The organism is Dehalobacter sp. TeCB1, from assembly GCF_001707455.1.
Classification (GTDB): Bacteria; Bacillota; Desulfitobacteriia; order Desulfitobacteriales; family Syntrophobotulaceae; genus Dehalobacter; species Dehalobacter restrictus.
In genome coordinates this window covers 100130-120754 of record NZ_MCHF01000005.1, presented here as the reverse complement: position 1 = coordinate 120754, position 20625 = coordinate 100130, and the positions used below count along the sequence as shown (strand labels likewise).

Below are 20625 nucleotides of genomic sequence, written 5' to 3'. Positions count from 1 at the left end.
TTATGCGATATAAAAGCGGAATAAACCGTGGACAAATAACACTATTTACGGAAACCATAGATGATTATAATAAAAAGTCTAAGATCGGATCATAAAACCATAGTGAATTTCAGGAAAGACAACAAAGAAGAAATAAAGAGTTCACGCTGCTCTGTTTGTTTGGCGGAGAACTGGTATCAGTAGACGGAAGTAAATTTTAAGCAGTAAATTCTAAGAAACAAAATGTCGTAAAAGAAAAAGCGGCAGCAAGGATAAAAGAAATTGAGAAGCAGATAGATGAGTACCTTAAGGAAATCGAGGAAAATGATAAGAATGAAGAAGACAGAAGTAAGCGACATAAACCAACTGTCGAACATGGTAGCTTAGCAAATATGAAAATACTTTTAATATTTTACATCGGAATAATGGAACTGGTGATAGAAGGCAACTGACCTTCCTCTTGGACTTCAAGGTTAATTTGACGAGTAACCTCAGTGATATCCGGATAGAGGGTAAAGCGTGTCACACCATAATGCTCAAGTTGAGAAGTGATTAATGGAATTTTCTCGGCAGCGACACAGATCTCAAGGAGATAGTCCGATGCGTCTGGGAAGAGATTCAATGGGATAATCTCTTTATCATGGGGGAATACAGTGAAAACTCCTTTTTGAGCGACAATGTGTGGATTGTTCAAGGGGCCGATGACGGCGGCAGGCTTCTTATTGGCAAGGATTTCAGTATTTGGCCCAAAGTAGAGATCAACGATCTTTTCATCTACATTGGGAATATAGCCAGCTTTAACAAAGCTATGAAATGAGAATGCTTCATTGAGCAGAACGGGATTTAGAATCCAAACTGCGGCATCTTTGCCAACATCGTTAGCACCCCGACCATCCAATGCAAAGAAAAGGGCAGTAAGCGCATCTCGGCTCCAATCCAATAGTCGGGTTGGTACTCCGTAATGCTGCATCATAAAGAGCCAGTGCCAATAAGCTGCCGGACCATTCGGAATGGGAAAAGAGGGCAGTTCCTGTACGAAAGGAATAGCATAGGATTTGAACTTAGATAGATAGATAATTTCCATTTGGGGATTGCGCCCTCTTCGTGTGATGCTGGGTTCTAAATTGAATACGTTTTGGTTTGCCGGTTGGTTTTGACCACGGTACCATAATTCACATCTACCCCCCGCAGGGCAGATCTTTTGGAATGCATAATCTACAGCTCTTAAATAATCTTCAACACTTCCAATCCGAGTCACACAACGAGTAACTGGACTTGATTGTTGTATTTCAGTAGACATTTCCCCACCTCCTTTATAAGTTATGAAAAGTAGGACAGGGAAGTGCGTGTATGGAGTTGTCATTTGAGTGAATGTGTAAATTTGCCGACTTCCGATGACACCCGGTTTCCGCCACTTGGAGAATGATGGATGCAGTCAGGGCGCGGCGGGAACCGGCGAGACGTTAGTGCGCCAAGCAAAGCTTGGTACTTCTTGCAAGGTGAAAGTCCTTGCTGGGGAAGGTCAGATTTTCTTATAATCTTTGAATAAATAATTTCGAAACAGTAGCCCTAACGAAATCCCAAACGCAATTGTACCGAACATTTCAGAATAATAGTCATTTATAGGTCTATGTGGAATAAGCCCACGTCCTTCAATAAGCCACATGAAAATGACTTCTAACATTAACCAATTGAATAAGCTAAACCCAATACTTTTGATCATTAAATAGTCAAAATCTAATAATTTGAGTGCGTAGTAAAAAATAAGAGATATTACACCACCTAATATGATAGAACACAGCGCTCCTAAAAGAACATTAGGTCTATCCAGTGTTATCATAAAACTGGTAAGCTGATATACACTATATTTGGCAAATCCAAAAGTCGCTAGGACTCTTGTAATTATTTCATGAGGAATAGTAGATAAAGCTCCCATAAGTATAGCTAATGTAGGTTTATCGTATTTCATACTCCGCACTTCCTTTTGTAAATGATGTTGAAGAGTAGTATTTACCATTTGAAAATTTTTACAATCTTTTTTTGAATAAGATTGGGAATAGAAAGTACAGGCCAAAAGAAAGGAAGAGAAAATGATGTCTAAAATTCTTATCCTAGGTGGGACAGGTCAAACTGGTAGATTGATATCGCGTCATTTATTGGAGTATTCCGAAGCTACCGTTACAATTGGGACACGATACCCCGACAAGGCGCAGGTATTTGTTGATGAGCTGAATCAACAGTACCCCGGTTTACGTGCATCGGCTGTTTATGCAAACGCATCAGAAGCGGAATCCTTACGAACAGCGTTTAAAGACCAGTCTATCGTTGTGGTCGCAGCCCCCACGACTGCCTATACCGAAATCGTGGCCCAGGCTGCGCTTCAGGCTGGAATTGATTATCTCGATGTGCAGCTTGGCTCTAAGAAATTTGCTTATTTGCAGTCCCTTGCTACAGAAATCAAAAGCGCTGGAAGAACTTTTATCACGGAGGCCGGGTTTCATCCTGGGCTCCCTTCCGCACTGGTTCGTTACGTGGCCACCCATATGGACTCGATTGAAAGCGCCATAACAGCTGGCTATCTTAATATGGGGAAAGATCTTCCTTATACCGAAGCAGTTGACGAATTGGTTGAGTGTTTCAAGGAATATCAGGCTCAGGTCTATAAGAATGGACAATGGACGAAAAAAAGCTCGTATGAAATACGTAAAATAGATTTTGGGAGCGACATCGGATTGAAACGGTGCTATTCGATGTTCTTTGAGGAATTGCAGCCGCTGCCGGAGTTGTACCCCTCGCTCAAGAATCTTGGCTTTTATATATCGGAGTCACACTGGGTGACAGACTGGGTAACGATGTCAATCGTCTGGATGTGGCTAAAGATCATGCCAAACGCTGTCAGATCCATTGGTAAGCTTTTATGGTGGAGCATGGGCACTTTTCACAAACCGCCATATCGGGTTGAACTTCTGGTTAGGGCATCTGGATCTAAGGATGGACAGATGATTCAACCCCACGTCAGCGTTTCTCATCCCGATGGTTACGAATTAACAGCTATCCCTGTTGTTGCAACTTTATTGCAATACTTGGATGGCTCTGCCCGTAAGCCTGGACTTTGGATGATGGGGCACTTGGCTGAACCGAATCGTCTTCTAAAGGATATGGAAAAAATGGGTGTGAAGTGCATATCAAGCTTTTCCTAAACGGCAGCTGCTTATTTGAATGAGGTGGAGGGTTACTTAACAGATGTACAATCTGCATTGGACTTTACAAAAAATTGAGTCAAGATTGAGTCAAGAAGGAATTTGTCAAAATACCCAGAAATAACAATCATAGCCATGTAAATATTTATACAAGGAGTAATCACATGGAAAGATTAACAAAAGCATTAGAAAGCAATGGTCTTTTTATTGTGGACGATTTTCAAATACAGCATGATGCAAATGGTTATTCTGGGGAAGCCATTAATAAACTGGCAAAGTTCGAAAATTTTTATGATGATTTGATATTCAAACAAAGTGAAATCTCTATGGGATTAGAAAAGCTAAGATTTGAAGGCAAAACGAATTCAGTAAAATTCAAGCAACTGCTGACGAATAAAATGACCAATCATACAATATTAATTCTTTTGAAAACGTATGGATTGCAGTAAATGGAAAAGATGCTAATAGAATTAATGATTCTTACAGTTGTCATTCATATTGTCGATACCCTGGCCTACTCTGTACGCTTGAATTCCGTAAAGAGCGGACAGGTTGCTTTATCTTTTTCACTTTTCAACATGTTTGTTCTTGTTTCACGGACAGCCAACATGTTTCAGGGACCGTTAATTGCAAGCATTGTTGGTTTAAGTATAGCGCAAGGACTGAACCCGATCAGTGATTTGCGGTCGGTTATTTTTGCTGCGACAGCGGGGACCCTATTTGGAATCCTGCTCATACCTACATTTTTAAAGATATTTGAAGTTGCTGTCAAACGTTTAGAATTAGCCGGTTCTGTACCTTCCTTAGTTGTCGAGGCCCTGCAGGCAAATAATATCAAGCGAATTGTAAAAAGTGCTGTACGGCCTTCGAAGACAATGCTGGAAAGACTAAGGTATAGAGAGATACCCAAAAGGTTACTTGTTACCAATGTTTTGGTTACAGGTATATATACCATTGGGGTCCTTGCCGCTAATTACTCAGCTCTTCTGGTTCCGGAGCAAGCAGCACTAGCAGCAGCAGCTTCATCAGGAATCATTAATGGCATGGCAAGTATTCTACTCACTTTTTTTATCGACCCAAAATCGGCAATTATTACAGACCAGGCATTGAAAGGAATAAGGCCGTATGCTGATGTGAAAGCATTGGTCATTATGCTTATTGCTACAAAACTAATTGGCACATTATTGGGGCAAGTGCTGTTTTTGCCGGCCGCCCAGATTATTGCAAGCTTTTACATGTAGTGATGACGCCTGTTCATCATGAATATTAGCAAGGAAATAAGAGCCTGTTTATTAATGCGATAGGGAACTGAAAATAGTTTTCACAGAAAATAAATATTGGAAGAAGGAATTAGCCACATCACCAAGAAAGTAAACAATAATTTAATAAAGGGGGTCATTTTTTTGACGACAATGAGCTCAGTCAATGATTTTCTAGACCTGCGTACTTTAGCGGTGGTCGGGGTATCCAGATCCGAAAAGAAGTTCTCGCGTAGGCTGTATAGAACGTTAAAGAAGAGAGGGTATAATGTTTTTGCCGTAAATCCCAATATGGACAGTATTGACGGCGAGATCTGCTATGAGAACCTTCAGTCTTTACCGCAGAAAGCCGACGGCGCAGTGATCGTCGTCCCTCCTGACCAAACCAATAAGGTCGTTAGGGACGCGGTAGAAGCTGGAGTCAAGCATATCTGGATTCAGCAGGGGGCTGAATCTAAAGAGGCTATAGACTATTGTACGGAAAATCAGATAAACGTCATCCATGACCAATGCGTCCTAATGTTTGCAGAACCATCGTTTCCTCATTCATTCCACCGGTCCGTATTGAAGGTGTTTGGAAAACTTCCGAAATAATAGATTAGCCGGCTCAAAAAACATTTGAGCCGGCGTTTTTTTTCAAGAAATGGATCAGCTTCACTCGACAATGGAAACAATAAAGGTTGTAAGATCTTCGACAAGGTTATATTCCTTAGCCCGGACATGGGCCAACCCTTTGTCAGCGATTAATATCCTGATAATCGGGCGCATCGGCAAACTTTTATTCTGGTCAACCACAATCCCAACTTCACCTGTATTGAGCTTAACGGTACAGCCGGTCGGATAGGCTGCAACATGCTTTAAGAACGTTACAACCAACTGCTGGGAGAATAGTTTGTTTGCACATCCCATTACAATTTCACAGGCTTCATGCGGGACGATCCGGGAGTGGCCCGGGCCATCATTGACCAGATTATCATAGAAGTCGGCCAGCCCGACGATTTGAGCCAGGATATGGAGGTGCCGGCCGGACAGCTTCCGGGGATAGCCGTTTCCGTTCAACCATTCGTGATGCTGCAAAGCAATATGCGCACTCAATAAGTTCAATTCCGGTTTGTTCCGAAGTATTTCAAATCCATGTACAGTGTGCGTCTTATATAGGTCATTTTCCTTCGGAGTAAAGGCCTCACGTTTGGCGACAAGCTCTTTTGGCAGCTTGACAGTCCCGATATCGTGAAGCAAAGCCCCTACCGCCAGTGCCTCCAGGGTATCTTTATCCAGTCCCAAAGCTTTGCCCAAAATGGTCGCAAGGACACAAACACTGACTGAATGCGCATAAACTTGATTGTCATAGCTCCGCATATCTGTCAGGCTCAGAAATATCTTTTCTTGAAACAGGACGTCCCCGATGATGTTGTTTACTGTCTTTTTTACCTGAAAACCATTGAGATCTTTACCGATTCGTACCGCTTCCGCTGAATGTTCAATGGAGTTCATTGCCTCCCGCCTGTTTTCCTCGGAAATAACATCCTCAATAACGATATCCTTCGTTTCGTCATCGTCCACATAGACAATACTAATGCCCAGTTCTTTTAACCGGTCGATATATGGCTGGGTCAGCGTGATTCCTTTCCCAAGCAATGAACGGCCGTTATGCGAGAAAATGGTTCGTCCCAACACGTCTCCCTTTTGAAGCCGGTTTACACTTACCTGACGCAATTGTAATCTTCCTTTCCGATAAATCAGTGCTGGCTGAAGCAACAAAAAAATCACCAGCAGATTGCATGGCGACATTCAAAACAAACCTGAGCGGATTCGGTAGCCTGGCAGTCATCAGAATTATTCTGGAAGACCCATAGCTTTGCGTCCCTGGCTTTCACCAAGTTTGCCATTGTCGTTGCTCCTGTATCCCTATTCGATTGATATTTCGGTCACAGAACTATTGTAGCACATCCCTTTCAGGTTCTACAGGGGTTATTCGAAAAAATATTCTTTATTTTGGCGCCAAATGATCAATGTTTCTTGGTTTAGCAGAGGAATCCGCTTAAATTCGTATAACTAATTAATGATGTTTATACGCGTGTGGATCGGTACAATTCCCGTTAAATAAGCCTATTCCGTATGCGTTAATAAGCAAGATCGTGAAGTACAGAGTTGCGGAGAACTGTTCTGCACGGGTTGAACTCTGATTTTTATCAAACATTGCTATCAGGAGATGTATGCAATGGTCAAATCAATGGTAAGTAAAGAATACAGGCGGAAATGCGCCGACTTTTCATTATGCGGATTGAATTGCTGTCTTTGTCCGCGTTTTCATACGGACGGTTCTTCAAAGTGCCCCGGCTGCGGGGGTCCGGACTTTTTTTTGAAGCATCCTTCCTGTGCCGTAATTACCTGTAATAAAAAGCATGAAAATGTTGAATACTGTTTTGAATGCAGTGTCTATCCATGTGAGAGGTATCAGGCTCCAAGCGAGGGCGATTCTTTTATATCCTATCAAAATGTGTTGCAGGACCAAGCCAAGGCTAAAATGGACCTTCAAAATTATCTTGAAGGACTGACGGAAAAACACAAAATTTTAGGCGAACTAATCGCGAATTACAATGACGGCAAATTAAAGGGATTTTATTGTCTGGCGGTCAACCTGCTGCCGCTTTCCGTCTTGAACAATATGATGGATAAGATCCATCATATGGATCAGACCAACTGCAAGGGCAGTGCTGAAGAAGCCGTCCGCTTGCTGAAAGCGGAAGCCGATCGCCTGAATATTCAACTGGTTCTTAGAAAGGCGAAAAAGGATTAGACAAGCTATTCAAGCATCATTTCTGGGGTAAATCAAATGTTCTTTGTTTTGGAGGATCAAACATTGTCTGGAATTCGTGAACCAATAGACATTTTTACTGAGCAAAGATGCAGTCTGAGAGCTGACTGCGAGAACTGCTTCGGATTGTGCTGCACCGCGCTGTATTTTTCAGCTTCGGAAGGCTTTCCAAACGATAAAGAGGCCGGTCAGCCTTGTCGGAAGCTGCAGGAAAATTTTCGCTGCAGTATATATCAAGATCTTCAGGGACTGGGCCTGAAAGGCTGCATGGCATTTGATTGTTTTGGCGCAGGGCCAAAAGTATCCAAGCTCAGTTACGGTGGCAGAGACTGGCGGCGATCACCGGAATTCCGGGAGCAAATGTTTGAGGTTTTCCTTGTCATTCGGCAGCTTCAGGAGATGCTCTGGTATTTGACAGAAGCAGAGACATTACAGCCGGCTCATTCAGTTCATGAGGCGCTTCGTACCCTGCGGGAAGAGACGGAACGGCTGACACTGCTCAGCCCGGGTGAGCTTCTGAAAATGGATGTGCCCTTATATCGTACCGGAGTAAATACCCTGCTGCTTCAAACAAGTGAACTGGTCCGTGTTTCTGTTTGTCAGGAGCGGAATATTCAGGCCGGGATTCGGAAGACCTTTAAGCGCAGGAGCAGTCTGATTGCTGCAGATCTCCGGAAAACGGATCTCAGAGGGGCTAACCTTAGAGGAGCCTGTCTGATTGCCGCAGACCTCAGCGGGACCGATCTGGGCGGAGCTGATTTGATCGGGGCGGATTTGCGCGATGCCGATCTCAGCGGTACTGATTTAAGCCAAAGCATTTTTCTGACCCAAGCCCAGCTGAATACGGCGAAGGGGGATAAGCGTACCAAGCTGCCGCCATCACTCTTTTATCCAAGACAATGGAGTTTGGACTGATATGGAAATGGAAATCATCTATTCATTTGAACCGATCATTAATCAGGAGTCCCGGGTATTGATCCTCGGCTCGATGCCGGGAGTGCAATCGTTGAGGGAGCAGAAATATTATGCCCATCCTTACAATCACTTTTGGCGGATTATGTATGCGCTTTTTGACGATGCCCGTGGATGGTCTAATGCCGCGGATGCCATGGATGATTATGATAGCAGGAAACAATTTCTTTTGGACAGAAAAATTGCCCTTTGGGATGTCATTCGTAGCTGCTCCAGAGAAGGCAGCCTCGATAGCAATATAGTCAATGAACAGGTCAATGATTTTCAAAATTTATTTATTCAGTACCCACATCTGGAATTACTTGCATTTAACGGAGCAAAGGGCTTTAATATATATAAGAGGAAAATCCGTCTGGAGTCTGCTTCCATTGCCTATCTGCTATTGCCCTCAACCAGTCCGGCCAATACGATGAAATTTGAGGAAAAGCTGACACATTGGAAAGCAATTTTGAAATACTTATAAAATTTTGAAGTAATACCTATGAAGTTTTAAGCAAGTCGTTGTGAAAGGTGTGAATTGATGGATAACAATCAGTCTGAACTGAAAGAAAATTATACATTTCTGATTGTAGGAGACTCCATTTCCAAAGGCGTGATCTATAACGAGGATCAGGGGAAATATTCGTTATTGGACAGAAACTATGTTTCTCTGGTCCAGAACAGCCTGAAGGGCATGGTTTATAATGCTGCGAAATTTGGTAATACCATAAAAAAAGGCATTGAACGCCTTAATCGGGATGTCTCCAAAACGCGTCCGGATATTGTACTGATCGAATTTGGAGGCAATGACTGTGACTTTGACTGGATGCAGATTGCGAGTGATCCAATGGCAGAGCATGAACCCAAAACGGATTTCAACGCTTTCGGGAAAATGCTCACAGATACCATTATTTCGCTTAAAAACAATAATATTATCCCGGTGTTGATGACGCTTCCCCCGCTTGACGCGGATCGGTATTTCAAGTGGATTAGCAAAAACAGTAATGAGATAGGGAAAAATATATTGATTTGGCTTGGAAGCGTTACAAAGATATACTGGTGGCAGGAACGCTACAACTCCATGATTGTGAACATTGCAGAGGAAACCAAGACAAAATGGATCGATGTAAGAGGTGCTTTTCTGAAGACACCGGATTTTACTCAATTGCTTTGTATTGATGGGATCCATCCGAATGAAGACGGGCATAAGGTCATTGCCCAAAAGGTGACGGAATACCTCAGACAGAATTACAATTTTCTGCTCAAAGATTCTTCCGCGGACAGTCTTTCTTAGTATTTAGAAAGTATAAGCTTTTCATCTTTACGCTTCTAATCATCAATCTATTTAACATGTACTATTCTTAGGAAGGGTCAGAATATTGAACAATTTGCTGAATACGCTCAAAAGAAATAAAACCCCGCTGATTGTATTAGGTGTCATTATTGTGGTGTTGCTAATCATTAAACTGGTTCTGGTGGATATTGTCTATATTGGCTACCAATACGAAAAGAACAGGATTATTACCCCATGGGGGGAAAAGATAAAATCGGCAAACCTGTCTGTAGATTATACAATTGAACAGGCTCTGAGCGATATAGACAGTCTTGGGCTGAATACCCTGAATGTCCCTGTTCAAATTGATATTCCGTCGTTGACAGCCAGTACGATGAGTATCAATGCGGAAAGCGAAAAGAAAGCGGTCTGGCTGATTAAACGCTTAAGATATAAAGGAATTAACGTCATCCTGGAACCTTATCCGTATATTCAAAACGGTGAGAAATATGAGACGGATCTCAAGCCGGATAATATCAATCAATGGTTCTGGAACTGGAAACAGGTCGTCCTTGCCGAACTCATCCGTGATGTGGCTAAGCCGAATAAAGTCTACGCCCTATGTATCGGTTCCAACTTTGATCAATTCGAGGATCAATGCGGTTATTGGACCGATGTCGCGGATTTTGTCAGGGCCGGATACCAGGGCAAAATGACTTACCGGACAAACTGGTGGTATACAGCTGAATGGAATGCCGGGCAGAATTTGGCGTACGATACCTACATTGCCAAATTAAATAATCCGGTTCTTGGAAAAGTGGATTTTATCTCTGTAGCAGCTTATTTTGAATTGACCGACCAGGAGACCAATACGGTAGATAACCTTGTAAGCTCGATCTATAAGACCCGGATTTTTGACCGAAACCAGAATATCTATGATGAATTAAAGCAGCTGTCTGCAAAATGGAACAAACCTGTATTCTTTGGTGAATTGGGTTTCCCAAAAAGAAGCGGTGCCGCAGTTCATCCCTGGAACCCTTTGCCGTCGGACATTATCAATAACCAGGAGCAGGCAAATTGCTTTCTGGCTTATCAGCAAGTGTTTGAAAAAGAAACCTGGCATCTTGGTTTTTCTGTTTTTGCTGTGGGCAAAGATGATGAAAACAAGAATTATTACCCGAGCGAGCAAAGCAAGCAGGCCATTAAAAGATGGTATGCCGAATACCAGCATACTGGCAAGGAACGATGAGTGCCATGGACGGTACAATAGCCGAAAAGCTAAATAAAGTATTTGGCTTTTGCTCCCGGGAAATGACGGTTCATAAACGCCAGAAAGGAAGTCTTTATTTCCTCCATTTCAACGGGTGGGTAGACATATTTTCCGTAGCCGAACTGCCCGAATTTAAATTTGCGCGAAGCTTCATCCATCGGTAGGCTTGTCTGCGGATAGATATTTAAAATATTGGACTTGGCTCGGGAAGAAAAACGATGTGTGATAAATTCAAAAGTAAGCGCTGCAGGAGAAAAGTTTGCCGGAGAAGCGGCTTTTAACTGCTCTGCCAGGTCAGCAAAGAGCTTTTCGTATTGATCCATCCAGTTCTCAAATCTGATAATCGGGGCAATAATAAAACCCAAAGGGTAGCCGGCGCGAAGTACTTTTCCGGCTGCCTTTATTCTATTTTCAGCGGATGGTGTCCCATGCTCATAATTTCTGATGATTTCCTCGCAATTCAGGCTGAAACGAAACCGGGTATGACCGTGATGTTCCAGATTCAAAAGGCTATCAACGTCAGTGAATTTTGTGACAAAGCGGAACCGGCCTTGAGGCTGCCTTCCAAAAAATTCAATGCTTTTTCTCAGACTGCCTGTATATTGTTCCATCGGGATTGGGTCGGACACTGCGGCTCCTTCGAAATAAGTGATCTCGGGTAAACGTTCCTGGATTAAAGTTTGGGCTTTTTCAAGCAGTTCATTTATATTAACATAGATGCGGATGTACGGTCTTGCACCCAGCGTCGTGGCTAAATAACAATATTCGCACATCCCGGGACAGCTTGTGGTCAGCGGCAGCTGATAATGAGCTGAGGGTTTGCAGGTTTGAAACGTTTTTCCGCGTTTAACACCGATCACCAATGTTTTTTTGGCTTCAAAATAGGTTTTGGCAGCAGTATCTCCGCTCAGACCGGTTATTCTGTTGTGAGAACTTGTTGCTTTGACCGGAATCTTGATTTGCCGAAAATAATCAACAAGCTTCTTCCCAAGTGGATAATTCAGGGCTTCGGGTTCATAAAAGACCTGTTTGGGCTCGAAATTCAAGTTAATCCCCCTTCTGGAGTACAACATATTCAGGGGTATGGACTTCTTCAGCGCCGATAGTAGAGGGCAATTCATATTTATACCCATTGATCATGGATGAGGTAGTAGCATCATCATCCAGAAGATCCTGTCTGAATACAAGGTAGAGGTGAATCAACAAAAAAACCACATAGCCCCAAGCGACAAGATGATGACTCATCCTGACCAAATTTTCGTTGTGAAAAGCCGGAATGACCCAGGAAAACAACTTTCCGGATATACCATCCGTATTAGTGCCTATCCGCATAGCAAAACCGGTTATAATCATGAAAAAACTTCCGATCCAGATGAAAAGAAGATAAGATAGCTGGGCCAGGGCATTATGCCCGAGATGTCCCTGATGTTCTCCTCTCATAAATAAATAGTAGCGGACTGTTGACTTGAGGTCCTGCCAAAAAGCCTTCTGCCAGAAACGTATCTTGGCATACGCATTGCCTGCCCAGAACCAATAGAGGCGGAATAACAGATTGGCCGTAAAGATAAAAGCGGCTATTCCATGCCAGTAGCGAACTGATCCCATTAAAAACTGCTGGAAAGCTTCTCCGGCGGTTATAAAGACAGGATTTCCAATATACAGACCTGTAAGAAAGAGTACGGTGACAGCGGCTGCATTTATCCAGTGAAACATCCGGACAGGAAATTGCCAGACGTATACCGGTCTGCGCTGCGGCATCGGAGCGGAACTTTTCTTTTCTTTGGATAAGGCCAATCGTAATCCCTCCATATCACTTAGAATATATGCTAGCGTCACCATGGCACGCAGATATTGTGGCCCCTAGATTTTCTCTAGCAATAGTTTTCCTTGTGGTGTTATCAGGTGTGCCGCGCAGGCGATGCAGGGGTCAAATGAGTGAATGGTCCGGAGCAGTTCCAGGGGCTGGTCGGTAGCAGCGACCGGTGTGTCGAGCAGCGACGCCTCATAAGGACCTTTTTGTCCTGTAGCATCCCGCGGTGAGGCATTCCAGGTTGTCGGCACAACCGCCTGATAGCTTTCTACCTTGCCGCCGCGGATTTTAATCCAGTGAGCCAGGGCTCCTCGCGGGGCCTCAGCCCAGCCGACACCCTGCGCTTCTGCCGGCCAGCGGCTCGGTTCCCATTTTTCAGGATTGAAGGTTTGTGTGTCACCGGCTTTAATATTAGCGATTAGGTCCGCATAAAAACCGGCAAGTTGATCGACGCAAAATTTTGCTTCCAGTGCTCTGGCCAGCGTTCGTCCGAGCGTTGAAAACAAAGCGTTGAGCGGAAGGTCCAGTTTCCGCAGGGAGCTGTCGACCATTTCCTTGATTTCCTTATTGCCCTTGGCATAAGCAACCACGAAGCGGGACAGCGGGCCGACTTCCATCGCATGGCCCTGCCAGCGCGGTGTTTTGATCCAGCTGTATTTTTTTGATTCATCCAAATTGTGATAAGGTGGTTTGGGCCCGTCATATGCTGGATCCGTCCGCCCCTGCCAGGGGTGAAGCCCGGAATCCTTATCCGCGTATTGATACCACGAGTGAGATACAAATTCCTGAATATGGCTTGGATCCTTTAGATCAAGATCATAGACTTTGCTTAAATCTCTGTTCAGGACAATCCCGCGAGGGAACAGATAACTGTCCGGCTCGTGGATATCGACGAGCGGTACACCACCGTAGGCCAGGAAGTTGCCGATTCCGCCTCCCCAAAGGTCTTTTTTGTAAAAGCCAGCAATGGCTAGAATATCTGGAATAAGGACCTGGTTGACAAACGTTTGGGCTTCATCGATCTTCGTTTTCACAAGATTCAGGCGTTCCATATTCAGAACATGGACATCATCAAGGTTGATGCTCGAAGCATGCCCGCCGACCAGATAGTTCGGGTGCGGGTTTTTCCCTCCGAACACGGTATGGACTTTAGCAATTTCTTTTTGCCAACTTAATGCTTCCAGGTAATGCGCGACTCCCATTAGATTGGCTTCCGGAGGCAAGCGATAAGCGGGATGACCCCAGTAAGCATTGGCAAAAATACCAAGCTGGCCGCTTTGGACAATATTCTTAACTTTGTTTTGCACATCCCTGAAGTAACCCTCCGAAGAATTAGGCCACGAGGAGATGGACATGGCCAGACTGCTTGTTGCTTTAGGATCAGCCTTTAATGCGCTTAAGACATCAATCCAGTCAAAACCATGCAAATGATAAAAATGAATCACATGATCCTGGGTAAATTGGGTCAGCGTCATGATATTGCGTATGTAATTGGCATTTTTGGGGATCGGATAATCCAAGGCATCTTCCACTGCCCGCACGGAAGCAATCGCATGGATGTGCGTGCAAACACCGCAAATCCGTTGGACGAACGCCCAGACATCACGTGGATCCCTGTTTTCGACAATCTTCTCAATTCCTCTAAATGTTGTTCCTGAGCTGACGGCATCACTGATCTTTGTACCGTCAACAATGGCTTCAATGCGTAAATGACCTTCGATCCGGGTGACAGGATCCACAACAATTCTTGTTGTCATTGAGATTCAAAACCTTTCTGCATTAGTCTTCTTTATGATTTGTCTTCTTAGTTACTTGTCTTTTTTGTTCAGTATCCGTACTTCCGGCCGGGTGGTTCTTTTTCCCACGCCCTTTAGCAGCGGCCGTAATTCCCCCATGGGCAACAACACCCAGACCGGCTACACCTAAAGCGGCAAGACCGATATGGTCAGGGTTGCCGCCGATGGCCTCATTGGGGATCTCAGCCAGGTGAGTATAAAAAGGCGTGCTGGAATCATACCAATTATTCTCGGAACAGGCCATACAAGGGTGTCCTGATTTAACAGGAAAGCTGACTCCGTCATTCCATTCCGTTACGGCGCAGGCATTATAAGCAACTGGGCCTTTGCAGCCAACTTTATACAAGCACCATCCTTTTCTGGCACCTTCGTCATCGAAGCGCTCCACAAACTGGCCGGCATCAAAAAAGGCCCGGCGGGTGCAGCCATCATGGACACGTTTGGAGTAAAAGGCTTTAGGACGGCCCAGGCTCGTTAATTCCGGGATTTTCCCAAATGTCAGGTAATGAACGATTGTACCGGTGATGACTTCAGCAATGGGCGGACATCCGGGAACGTCAATGACAGGCTTGTTCTTGACAATTCTCCGAATCGGTACAGCCTGTGTTGGATTGGGGTGTGCCCCCTGGACACAGGCGTTGGTCGCACAGGAGCCATACGCTATCACGGCAGCTGCTCCGCCTGCACATTCCTTCAGGAGCTGGTTGGCAGTCATTCCGCCGATGGTACAGTAAATGCCGCCCTCTGCCAGTGTGGCACTGCCTTCGACTACCAGAATATATTCCCCGTAATGTTCCTGCATTGTTTTTAGACGGACAGACTCTGCCTGTGTTCCGGCTGCGGCCTGCAGCGTCTCCATATAATCAAGGGAAATCATATTGAAGATCAGGTCCGAAAACAAAGGGTGGGCGGACCTGATGAAAGACTCGCCGCAGCAGGTGCATTCCTGCAGATTTAGATAAATGACAGGTGGGCGTGACTTGTTTTCCAAAGCTTCCACAATTCTGGGGACAGCGGTTGCATCGAGTCCCAGCATTGCTGCAGTCATGGCACAGAACCTTAAAAAGTCCCGCCGGGATATTCCTTTCTGGCGGGCCCAGTCATAATAGCTGCCCTTTTTCAATATTTTCCCCTCCCGATATAGAATATTGGCTTGCTGAATGAAAAAAAGCCAGTCTTTTGCCAGTTCGTCATTATTGTGCGTTCCTTAGCATATTTTATTCATTTCTTTACATATACAGGTATTTTTGTAATACGCAGGAGATAATCGGCAATGTGAGTGAGACAGCAATTCAGAAAGATTTGGAACAGCATAGTAGAATTACGCTAAAATGGATCATAATAATATCAAAGAATGATCCAGCCGAAAAAAGAAGATTGGTGATAAGAATGAGCCAAGTAGTCCTGTTTGCTCTGATGATCATGGCTATTAATATTACGTACGTATCACTGACAACGGTACGGTTTATCCTTGTGATCAAGGGCTTAAAGGAGTATGCTTCCATACTGTCCATGGTCGAAGTGCTCGTGTACATTGCCGGATTGTCTATTATTCTGAAAAACCTGGACAGCTACTGGAACATCGCAGCATATTGCATCGGCTATGGTATCGGAGTGTATCTGGGAAGCAGGATCGAGGAAAGACTTGCTCTCGGGTACATGACTGCCGAGGTCATTGTTGATTCGCTCGATGAGACGCTTCCCAAATTATTGCGTAAGAAAGGATTTGGCGTTACGACCTGGACCGGGGAAGGCCGCGACGGGAAACGCCTCCTGATGTTGGTTCTGGCCAAAAGAAATCGGCAAAAAGAACTTTTGAATATTGTTAATGATTCCTGCCCAAGTGCGTTTATATTTTTCCAGGAGCCTAAGAATTTCCGCGGAGGATTTTGGGCCGGCAGGCGATAAGAACTCAAAACAGTAAATGGCCTGCAAAGCTGATGAGGGATAGAGAAATGACGATGAGAATGTAATAAAATAGCAGAGGAGAGGGCTGGTGCCCTCTCCTCTGCTATTTTATTCTGAAGGGTATGGATTAAATGATGAATAGCATTTCCACATAAGTTGGCAGCGGCCAAAGCTCCGCGTCAACAAGTGTTTCAAGCTTATCCCCATAGATCCTCAATTCATTCATTGCGACAAAGACGATATCACGGTAGTAAACCGCGTTGGCATGGGCATCTTCAACATCAGCCGCACCCAAGACAGCTTTTTCCAAAGCCACAGTTTTGGCTTTAAAGGAACCTAAAGCCGAAGATACTTCTTTAATGACTTCTTCCTGAGCCGAGGTATCCGCAGCAGCTACAGCAGCTTTAACGCTTTGCACGGAACCGGCCAGGTCAGTTGCATATTTTGCAGCTGCGGGAAGAATAAGTCTGTTAGCCATATCAATCATCGTTTTGGCTTCGATATTGATCGTTTTGCTGTATTGCTCCAGCAAAATCTCGTAACGGGAATGAACTTCCTGTTTGCTCAATACACCGTGTTTTTCAAACGCATTGACATTCTTCTCATCAATGAAGTGCTCCAAAGCTTCCACCATGGATTTGATGTTTGGCAGACCACGTTTTTCTGCTTCAGTGACCCAGTCTTCGGAATAGTTGTTGCCATTGAAGATGATACGATTGTGTTTGACCAGAATTTCTTTCAAGAGGGCCTGCAGTTCGCTGTTAAAATCGGCAGCCTTTTCAAGCTTATCGGCAATCTGGCAAATACTTTCAGCGACAATCGTATTCAGGACCATGTTCGGGCCGGCGATGGATGCACTGGAAGGAACCATACGGAACTCAAATTTATTTCCGGTAAAGGCAAACGGTGAAGTCCGGTTGCGGTCTGAGTTATCCTTCGGGATTTCCGGAAGCGTGGACACGCCGACTGTCAAAGTGCCGTTTGGTTTGGATGATACAGCACCGCCATTGTTTTGGATTTGTTCGACAATATCCGAAAGCATGTCGCCGAGGAACATGGAAATGATCGCCGGGGGAGCCTCATTCGCACCGAGACGGTGATCGTTTCCAGGGTTGGCGGCGGAGACTCTGAGCAGTTCGGAGTATTCATCCACAGCTTTAATGACAGCACAAAGGAAAGTTAAGAACTGAGCATTATCGTGCGGGGTATTTCCCGGATCAAGCAGATTCTGTCCATCATTGGTGCTCATGGACCAGTTATTGTGTTTCCCGGAACCATTGACGCCTGCAAACGGTTTCTCATGCAGCAGGCAGACCAGATCATGATGCAAGGCAACCTTTTTCAAAGTATCCATGATCAGTTGATTATGGTCGGTAGCAACATTGGTTGTCGAGAAAATGGGGGCAATTTCAAACTGACCAGGAGCAACTTCGTTGTGCTGCGTTTTAGCCAAAACACCTAACTTCCAGAGTTCTTCATTCAATTCTTTCATAAAGGCGGCGATGCGTTCTTTGATGCTGCCGAAGTAGTGGTCTTCCATTTCCTGGCCCTTAGCCGGAGGAGCACCAAAGAGTGTTCTGCCGGTAAGGACTAAATCCATTCTGGCATCAAAAAAACTTTTATCAATCAGAAAGTATTCCTGCTCGGGTCCGACCGTAGAAATGACACGGGTTGCTGTCGTATTGCCAAATAATCTTAACAGTCTTACTGCTTGTTTGGAGAGTGCTTCCATAGAACGCAAAAGCGGAATTTTTTTGTCGAGAACTTCACCGGTATACGAATAGAATACTGTGGGAATCGTCAGCGTGACGTTGCCGTTTTTTTCTTCTCTGGCAAAAGCCGGAGAGGTGCAGTCCCAGGCAGTATAGCCTCTGGCCTCAAACGTGGCTCTAATGCCACCGCTTGGGAAAGAAGATGCGTCGGGTTCGCCTTTGATCAGTTCTTTGCCGGAAAATTCCATAATGACTTTGCCGTCGGCAGTCGGAGAAATAAACGAGTCATGCTTCTCCGCAGTGAGTCCTGTCATCGGCTGGAACCAGTGGGTATAGTGGGTAGCCCCTTTTTCAATCGCCCAGTCTTTCATTGCATTCGCAACGACTTCTGCGACATCGGGATCCAGCGCTTTCCCGTCCTCAATTGTTTTCTTCAAAGCTTTGTAAGTTGCTTTGGGCAGCCGTTCCCTCATGACGGCATCGTTAAAAACGTTCATTGCAAAGATATCCATTGTTTCGAAATCTCCCTTCAGATTTAGATATTAAATAATGGTACATAGATAAATAACCACAAAAAGCAAAAAAAGCAAAAACAAACTTAACCCTCAAAGCGTTTGGTCGAGGAATAAGCATCTTTGCTTAATTTACCTATAAAAATATATCAAAAAGTTAACACACTTTTTTAGAAATAACAAGTGTTTATTCTGATGTATACAAAATATAATCGGATAATAATTATCCGCTGTATGAGCGGAAAAGGCAATTGTTACGACAACGCCTGTGCAGAAACCTTTTTCAGTACCATCAAATCAGAAAGGCTGCATCACAGGAAGTACAAGGACCTGAAAGAAGCAAGAAATGATATATTCTGGTATATAGAAGGCTTCTACAATCGAAAGCGAAGACACCAAGCATTGGGCAACATAACACCAGTTGAATTCTTAAAGAGATACTATGAATATCAACGAAGAGTCGCTTAGCGAAGTCGTTTGGCCGTTGTTAAGGGCGAGCAACGCTCGTTCATCGGGGGCGAAGCCGAAGACCCTTGACAGCCAGGATACACTAAGACCCTCTTGTTCTAAGGCCATGACAATGGCCTTATGCCACCCGGCGAGGGCGGTCTCCTGCTACCAAATTGAAATATTGAGGAATTCTGAGAATTCATTAGAAAAACTAACTCTGGAGTGTCTGTTTTATCGAGAAAAGGTCAATATTGCACAATCTCACAAATATGATATTATTTATTTAAGTTATTTTTTGTTACATTTTTTTTTCGACTTGGAAAATAAAGCATATTCTTGAAATATATTTAACATATTATCCTTATTTAGATAATATTTGCAGTTAGTTGCTATAAGAACTCCTTAAAATTAAATTTATTATTTTGTAAGGGGGATATTGTCTATGTCGGAAGATATTTATACTTTGACTAAATTTTTAAATTATCCTTGGCTAAATACAAATAAGAAAATTATCGACTTTATGCAAAAATTTAATCAACGTATAACCATTAAAAAAGGGGAACTATTCATAAAATATGGACAAGAATTAACTGCTGTCTATGGTGTAGAAGAAGGGCTGCTTGGAATTCGTTTCTTAACTCTGAACGGCAAGCAAAGAACTCAAGTAATTATAGGACCTGGAGGAGCAACTAGCGTTATTGATGTTATTAGGAGAATTACTAGTTCACCTTACGAGGCTTATGCATATGAAGATACAACAATAATTTATATAACTAAAGAACAAGCACTGGAAGGGATAATAGGCGATCCTACGTTATCCTTAGCTTTCATGGAATCCTTAGGTGACATTGTTTTTACATTACTAGAACGCTTGGAAAGTTCGTCTTCTTACTGTCCAAAACAGAGACTAATATTATTTCTTCGTAATCTTAATGACCCATTTCAAGTTGAAGAAAACGGATGGTATCGTGCTAAATATAAATTCACACATCAAGATATTGCAGATATTATTGGTACCACCAGAGAATATGTTACATTACATTTAACTGATTTAAAAAAGAAAGGATTAATTAAAGTGATGGAACACTATATATACTTTTGCAAAGATTTCAAAACCATAATTCGTCCTGAATTATATTCTGAATAATATTAATATCTTTAGTAAATTATAATGACTCAACTTTCGAACCCTAGTTGTGCGAATATAAAAACACGACCTACGCTCGGTCGCGACCGAAAGTTGAGATAATTGCTAATCAAAAATAGTATAAATACTAATTTTTTTATTAATAGGATTTTATGGGGAGGGGAGCAGTAAAATATAAATACTGCTCCCTCTGGAATAGATAACGGTAGTTTACGCATTTGAACAAAATTACTTTAGTACTAAATGAGTTAATCACGACGTTACCTCATGAACTTCCACTTGCTACCGACACTGGCGATGGTGACTACTACAAGGAACCAACGAAATAAGACCGGACGCTCGGCGCTTGCCCGAAGGAACTTTTGTTATCTGCGGATCAAAAAGTCCCTTCGGTCCTCCAGCTTACTTATTTGCTCGTGTCACTGGGATGCCAGCGCGCATATCCTCGGCCTTAAGCCTGCGGTATCCCGCGTGGCACCCTGACACTTAACTCATTACTTTGATCAAATCAAACTTTAAGATGCATCTATTTTAGATTCA

At 43.7% G+C, this 20625-nt stretch carries 19 protein-coding genes, 1 pseudogene and 1 riboswitch; of the genes and pseudogenes, 12 read left to right on the top strand and 8 right to left on the bottom strand.

The genetic code is table 11. The features are described 5' to 3' along the window. Positions 1-391: 391 nt before the first annotated feature. Both A7D23_RS01550 and A7D23_RS01545 read right to left on the bottom strand, forming a co-directional pair. Complete coding sequence (locus A7D23_RS01550) at positions 392-1279, bottom strand: FRG domain-containing protein (RefSeq protein ID WP_019226040.1); 888 nt, start codon at positions 1277-1279, stop codon at positions 392-394. Positions 1280-1501: 222 nt separating this feature from the next. Next, a complete protein-coding gene (locus tag A7D23_RS01545) occupies positions 1502-1948 on the bottom strand; it encodes a hypothetical protein (RefSeq protein WP_019226041.1) in 447 nt (148 codons plus the stop codon). A gap of 121 nt (positions 1949-2069) precedes the next feature. Here A7D23_RS01545 and A7D23_RS01540 point away from each other — a divergent pair, with 121 nt between their 5' ends. From A7D23_RS01540 to A7D23_RS01525, 4 genes are all read left to right on the top strand, one after another. Beyond that, complete coding sequence (locus A7D23_RS01540; RefSeq protein WP_034362138.1) at positions 2070-3179, top strand: saccharopine dehydrogenase NADP-binding domain-containing protein; 1110 nt, start codon at positions 2070-2072, stop codon at positions 3177-3179. Positions 3180-3343: 164 nt separating this feature from the next. Further along, entirely contained in the window at positions 3344-3628 is a 285-nt protein-coding gene (locus A7D23_RS01535; protein WP_019226043.1) for a hypothetical protein, read from the top strand. Then, positions 3629-4420: a lipid II flippase Amj family protein gene (locus A7D23_RS01530; protein ID WP_025206087.1), complete on the top strand. Its 792-nt coding sequence runs from the start codon at positions 3629-3631 to the stop codon at positions 4418-4420. Between the two features lie 171 nt (positions 4421-4591). Beyond that, positions 4592-5032, top strand: coding sequence for a CoA-binding protein (locus A7D23_RS01525; RefSeq protein ID WP_083221840.1), 441 nt, complete (start codon positions 4592-4594; stop codon positions 5030-5032). A gap of 60 nt (positions 5033-5092) precedes the next feature. On the opposite strand, the gene A7D23_RS01520 is transcribed toward A7D23_RS01525, so the two are convergent. Then, positions 5093-6154 carry an HD domain-containing phosphohydrolase gene (locus A7D23_RS01520; RefSeq protein ID WP_019226046.1) on the bottom strand — a complete coding sequence of 354 codons (1062 nt, stop codon included), beginning with the start codon at positions 6152-6154 and terminating at the stop codon, positions 5093-5095. Between the two features lie 95 nt (positions 6155-6249). Continuing rightward, positions 6250-6335, bottom strand: a riboswitch (cyclic di-GMP riboswitch). Between the two features lie 324 nt (positions 6336-6659). Between A7D23_RS01520 and A7D23_RS01515 the strand changes: the two genes are divergently transcribed. From A7D23_RS01515 to A7D23_RS01495, 5 genes are all read left to right on the top strand, one after another. Then, a complete protein-coding gene (locus tag A7D23_RS01515; protein ID WP_068882940.1) occupies positions 6660-7238 on the top strand; it encodes a DUF3795 domain-containing protein in 579 nt (192 codons plus the stop codon). A gap of 63 nt (positions 7239-7301) precedes the next feature. Then, positions 7302-8171 carry a pentapeptide repeat-containing protein gene (locus A7D23_RS01510; RefSeq protein WP_068882938.1) on the top strand — a complete coding sequence of 290 codons (870 nt, stop codon included), beginning with the start codon at positions 7302-7304 and terminating at the stop codon, positions 8169-8171. Position 8172: 1 nt separating this feature from the next. After that, positions 8173-8691: a DNA-deoxyinosine glycosylase gene (locus tag A7D23_RS01505; protein ID WP_068882936.1), complete on the top strand. Its 519-nt coding sequence runs from the start codon at positions 8173-8175 to the stop codon at positions 8689-8691. Positions 8692-8748: 57 nt separating this feature from the next. Then, positions 8749-9501 carry an SGNH/GDSL hydrolase family protein gene (locus A7D23_RS01500; RefSeq protein ID WP_015043742.1) on the top strand — a complete coding sequence of 251 codons (753 nt, stop codon included), beginning with the start codon at positions 8749-8751 and terminating at the stop codon, positions 9499-9501. 85 nt (positions 9502-9586) lie between these two features. Then, complete coding sequence (locus A7D23_RS01495; protein WP_015043741.1) at positions 9587-10729, top strand: hypothetical protein; 1143 nt, start codon at positions 9587-9589, stop codon at positions 10727-10729. Positions 10730-10758: 29 nt separating this feature from the next. Here A7D23_RS01495 and splB read toward each other — a convergent pair whose 3' ends face one another. From splB to A7D23_RS01475, 4 genes are all read right to left on the bottom strand, one after another. Further along, positions 10759-11823: a spore photoproduct lyase gene (gene splB, locus A7D23_RS01490; protein WP_176714377.1), complete on the bottom strand. Its 1065-nt coding sequence runs from the start codon at positions 11821-11823 to the stop codon at positions 10759-10761. Next, on the bottom strand, positions 11798-12544 hold the full coding sequence (gene cybH / locus A7D23_RS01485) for a Ni/Fe-hydrogenase, b-type cytochrome subunit (protein WP_068882934.1): 747 nt from the start codon (positions 12542-12544) through the stop codon (positions 11798-11800). Before cybH ends, splB begins: the two co-directional genes overlap by 26 nt. Positions 12545-12610: 66 nt before the next feature. Then, positions 12611-14317, bottom strand: a complete 1707-nt coding sequence (locus tag A7D23_RS01480) for a nickel-dependent hydrogenase large subunit (RefSeq protein ID WP_015043738.1) — start codon at positions 14315-14317, stop codon at positions 12611-12613. A 22-nt stretch (positions 14318-14339) separates the two neighbouring features. Continuing rightward, positions 14340-15479, bottom strand: a complete 1140-nt coding sequence (locus tag A7D23_RS01475; protein WP_068882932.1) for a hydrogenase small subunit — start codon at positions 15477-15479, stop codon at positions 14340-14342. Between the two features lie 266 nt (positions 15480-15745). Here A7D23_RS01475 and A7D23_RS01470 point away from each other — a divergent pair, with 266 nt between their 5' ends. Beyond that, positions 15746-16264, top strand: coding sequence for a DUF2179 domain-containing protein (locus tag A7D23_RS01470; protein WP_025206078.1), 519 nt, complete (start codon positions 15746-15748; stop codon positions 16262-16264). 127 nt (positions 16265-16391) lie between these two features. Here A7D23_RS01470 and A7D23_RS01465 read toward each other — a convergent pair whose 3' ends face one another. Continuing rightward, entirely contained in the window at positions 16392-18488 is a 2097-nt protein-coding gene (locus tag A7D23_RS01465) for a glutamine synthetase III (protein ID WP_068882930.1), read from the bottom strand. Between the two features lie 222 nt (positions 18489-18710). Between A7D23_RS01465 and A7D23_RS15475 the strand changes: the two are divergent. After that, a pseudogene (locus A7D23_RS15475) lies at positions 18711-18956 on the top strand (integrase core domain-containing protein); the annotation flags it as partial. A 424-nt stretch (positions 18957-19380) separates the two neighbouring features. Continuing rightward, positions 19381-20085 (top strand): Crp/Fnr family transcriptional regulator, encoded by a 705-nt coding sequence (locus A7D23_RS01455; protein WP_242871480.1) that lies wholly within the window; start codon positions 19381-19383, stop codon positions 20083-20085. The last annotated feature ends 540 nt before the right edge of the window (positions 20086-20625 follow it).

Excerpts from the sequence above, each read along its gene's own strand:
- A7D23_RS01550 (WP_019226040.1), bottom strand. The coding sequence starts at position 1,279 with ATGTCTACTGAAATACAACAATCAAGTCCAGTTACTCGTTGTGTGACT.
- A7D23_RS01525 (WP_083221840.1), top strand. The coding sequence starts at position 4,592 with ATGAGCTCAGTCAATGATTTTCTAGACCTGCGTACTTTAGCGGTGGTC.
- A7D23_RS01505 (WP_068882936.1), top strand. The coding sequence starts at position 8,173 with ATGGAAATGGAAATCATCTATTCATTTGAACCGATCATTAATCAGGAG.
- A7D23_RS01545 (WP_019226041.1), bottom strand. The coding sequence starts at position 1,948 with ATGAAATACGATAAACCTACATTAGCTATACTTATGGGAGCTTTATCT.
- A7D23_RS01530 (WP_025206087.1), top strand. The coding sequence starts at position 3,629 with ATGGAAAAGATGCTAATAGAATTAATGATTCTTACAGTTGTCATTCAT.
- A7D23_RS01535 (WP_019226043.1), top strand. The coding sequence starts at position 3,344 with ATGGAAAGATTAACAAAAGCATTAGAAAGCAATGGTCTTTTTATTGTG.
- splB (WP_176714377.1), bottom strand. The coding sequence starts at position 11,823 with ATGTTGTACTCCAGAAGGGGGATTAACTTGAATTTCGAGCCCAAACAG.
- A7D23_RS01470 (WP_025206078.1), top strand. The coding sequence starts at position 15,746 with ATGAGCCAAGTAGTCCTGTTTGCTCTGATGATCATGGCTATTAATATT.
- A7D23_RS01480 (WP_015043738.1), bottom strand. The coding sequence starts at position 14,317 with ATGACAACAAGAATTGTTGTGGATCCTGTCACCCGGATCGAAGGTCAT.
- A7D23_RS01465 (WP_068882930.1), bottom strand. The coding sequence starts at position 18,488 with ATGGATATCTTTGCAATGAACGTTTTTAACGATGCCGTCATGAGGGAA.
- A7D23_RS01515 (WP_068882940.1), top strand. The coding sequence starts at position 6,660 with ATGGTCAAATCAATGGTAAGTAAAGAATACAGGCGGAAATGCGCCGAC.
- A7D23_RS01540 (WP_034362138.1), top strand. The coding sequence starts at position 2,070 with ATGATGTCTAAAATTCTTATCCTAGGTGGGACAGGTCAAACTGGTAGA.
- A7D23_RS01455 (WP_242871480.1), top strand. The coding sequence starts at position 19,381 with ATGTCGGAAGATATTTATACTTTGACTAAATTTTTAAATTATCCTTGG.
- A7D23_RS01500 (WP_015043742.1), top strand. The coding sequence starts at position 8,749 with ATGGATAACAATCAGTCTGAACTGAAAGAAAATTATACATTTCTGATT.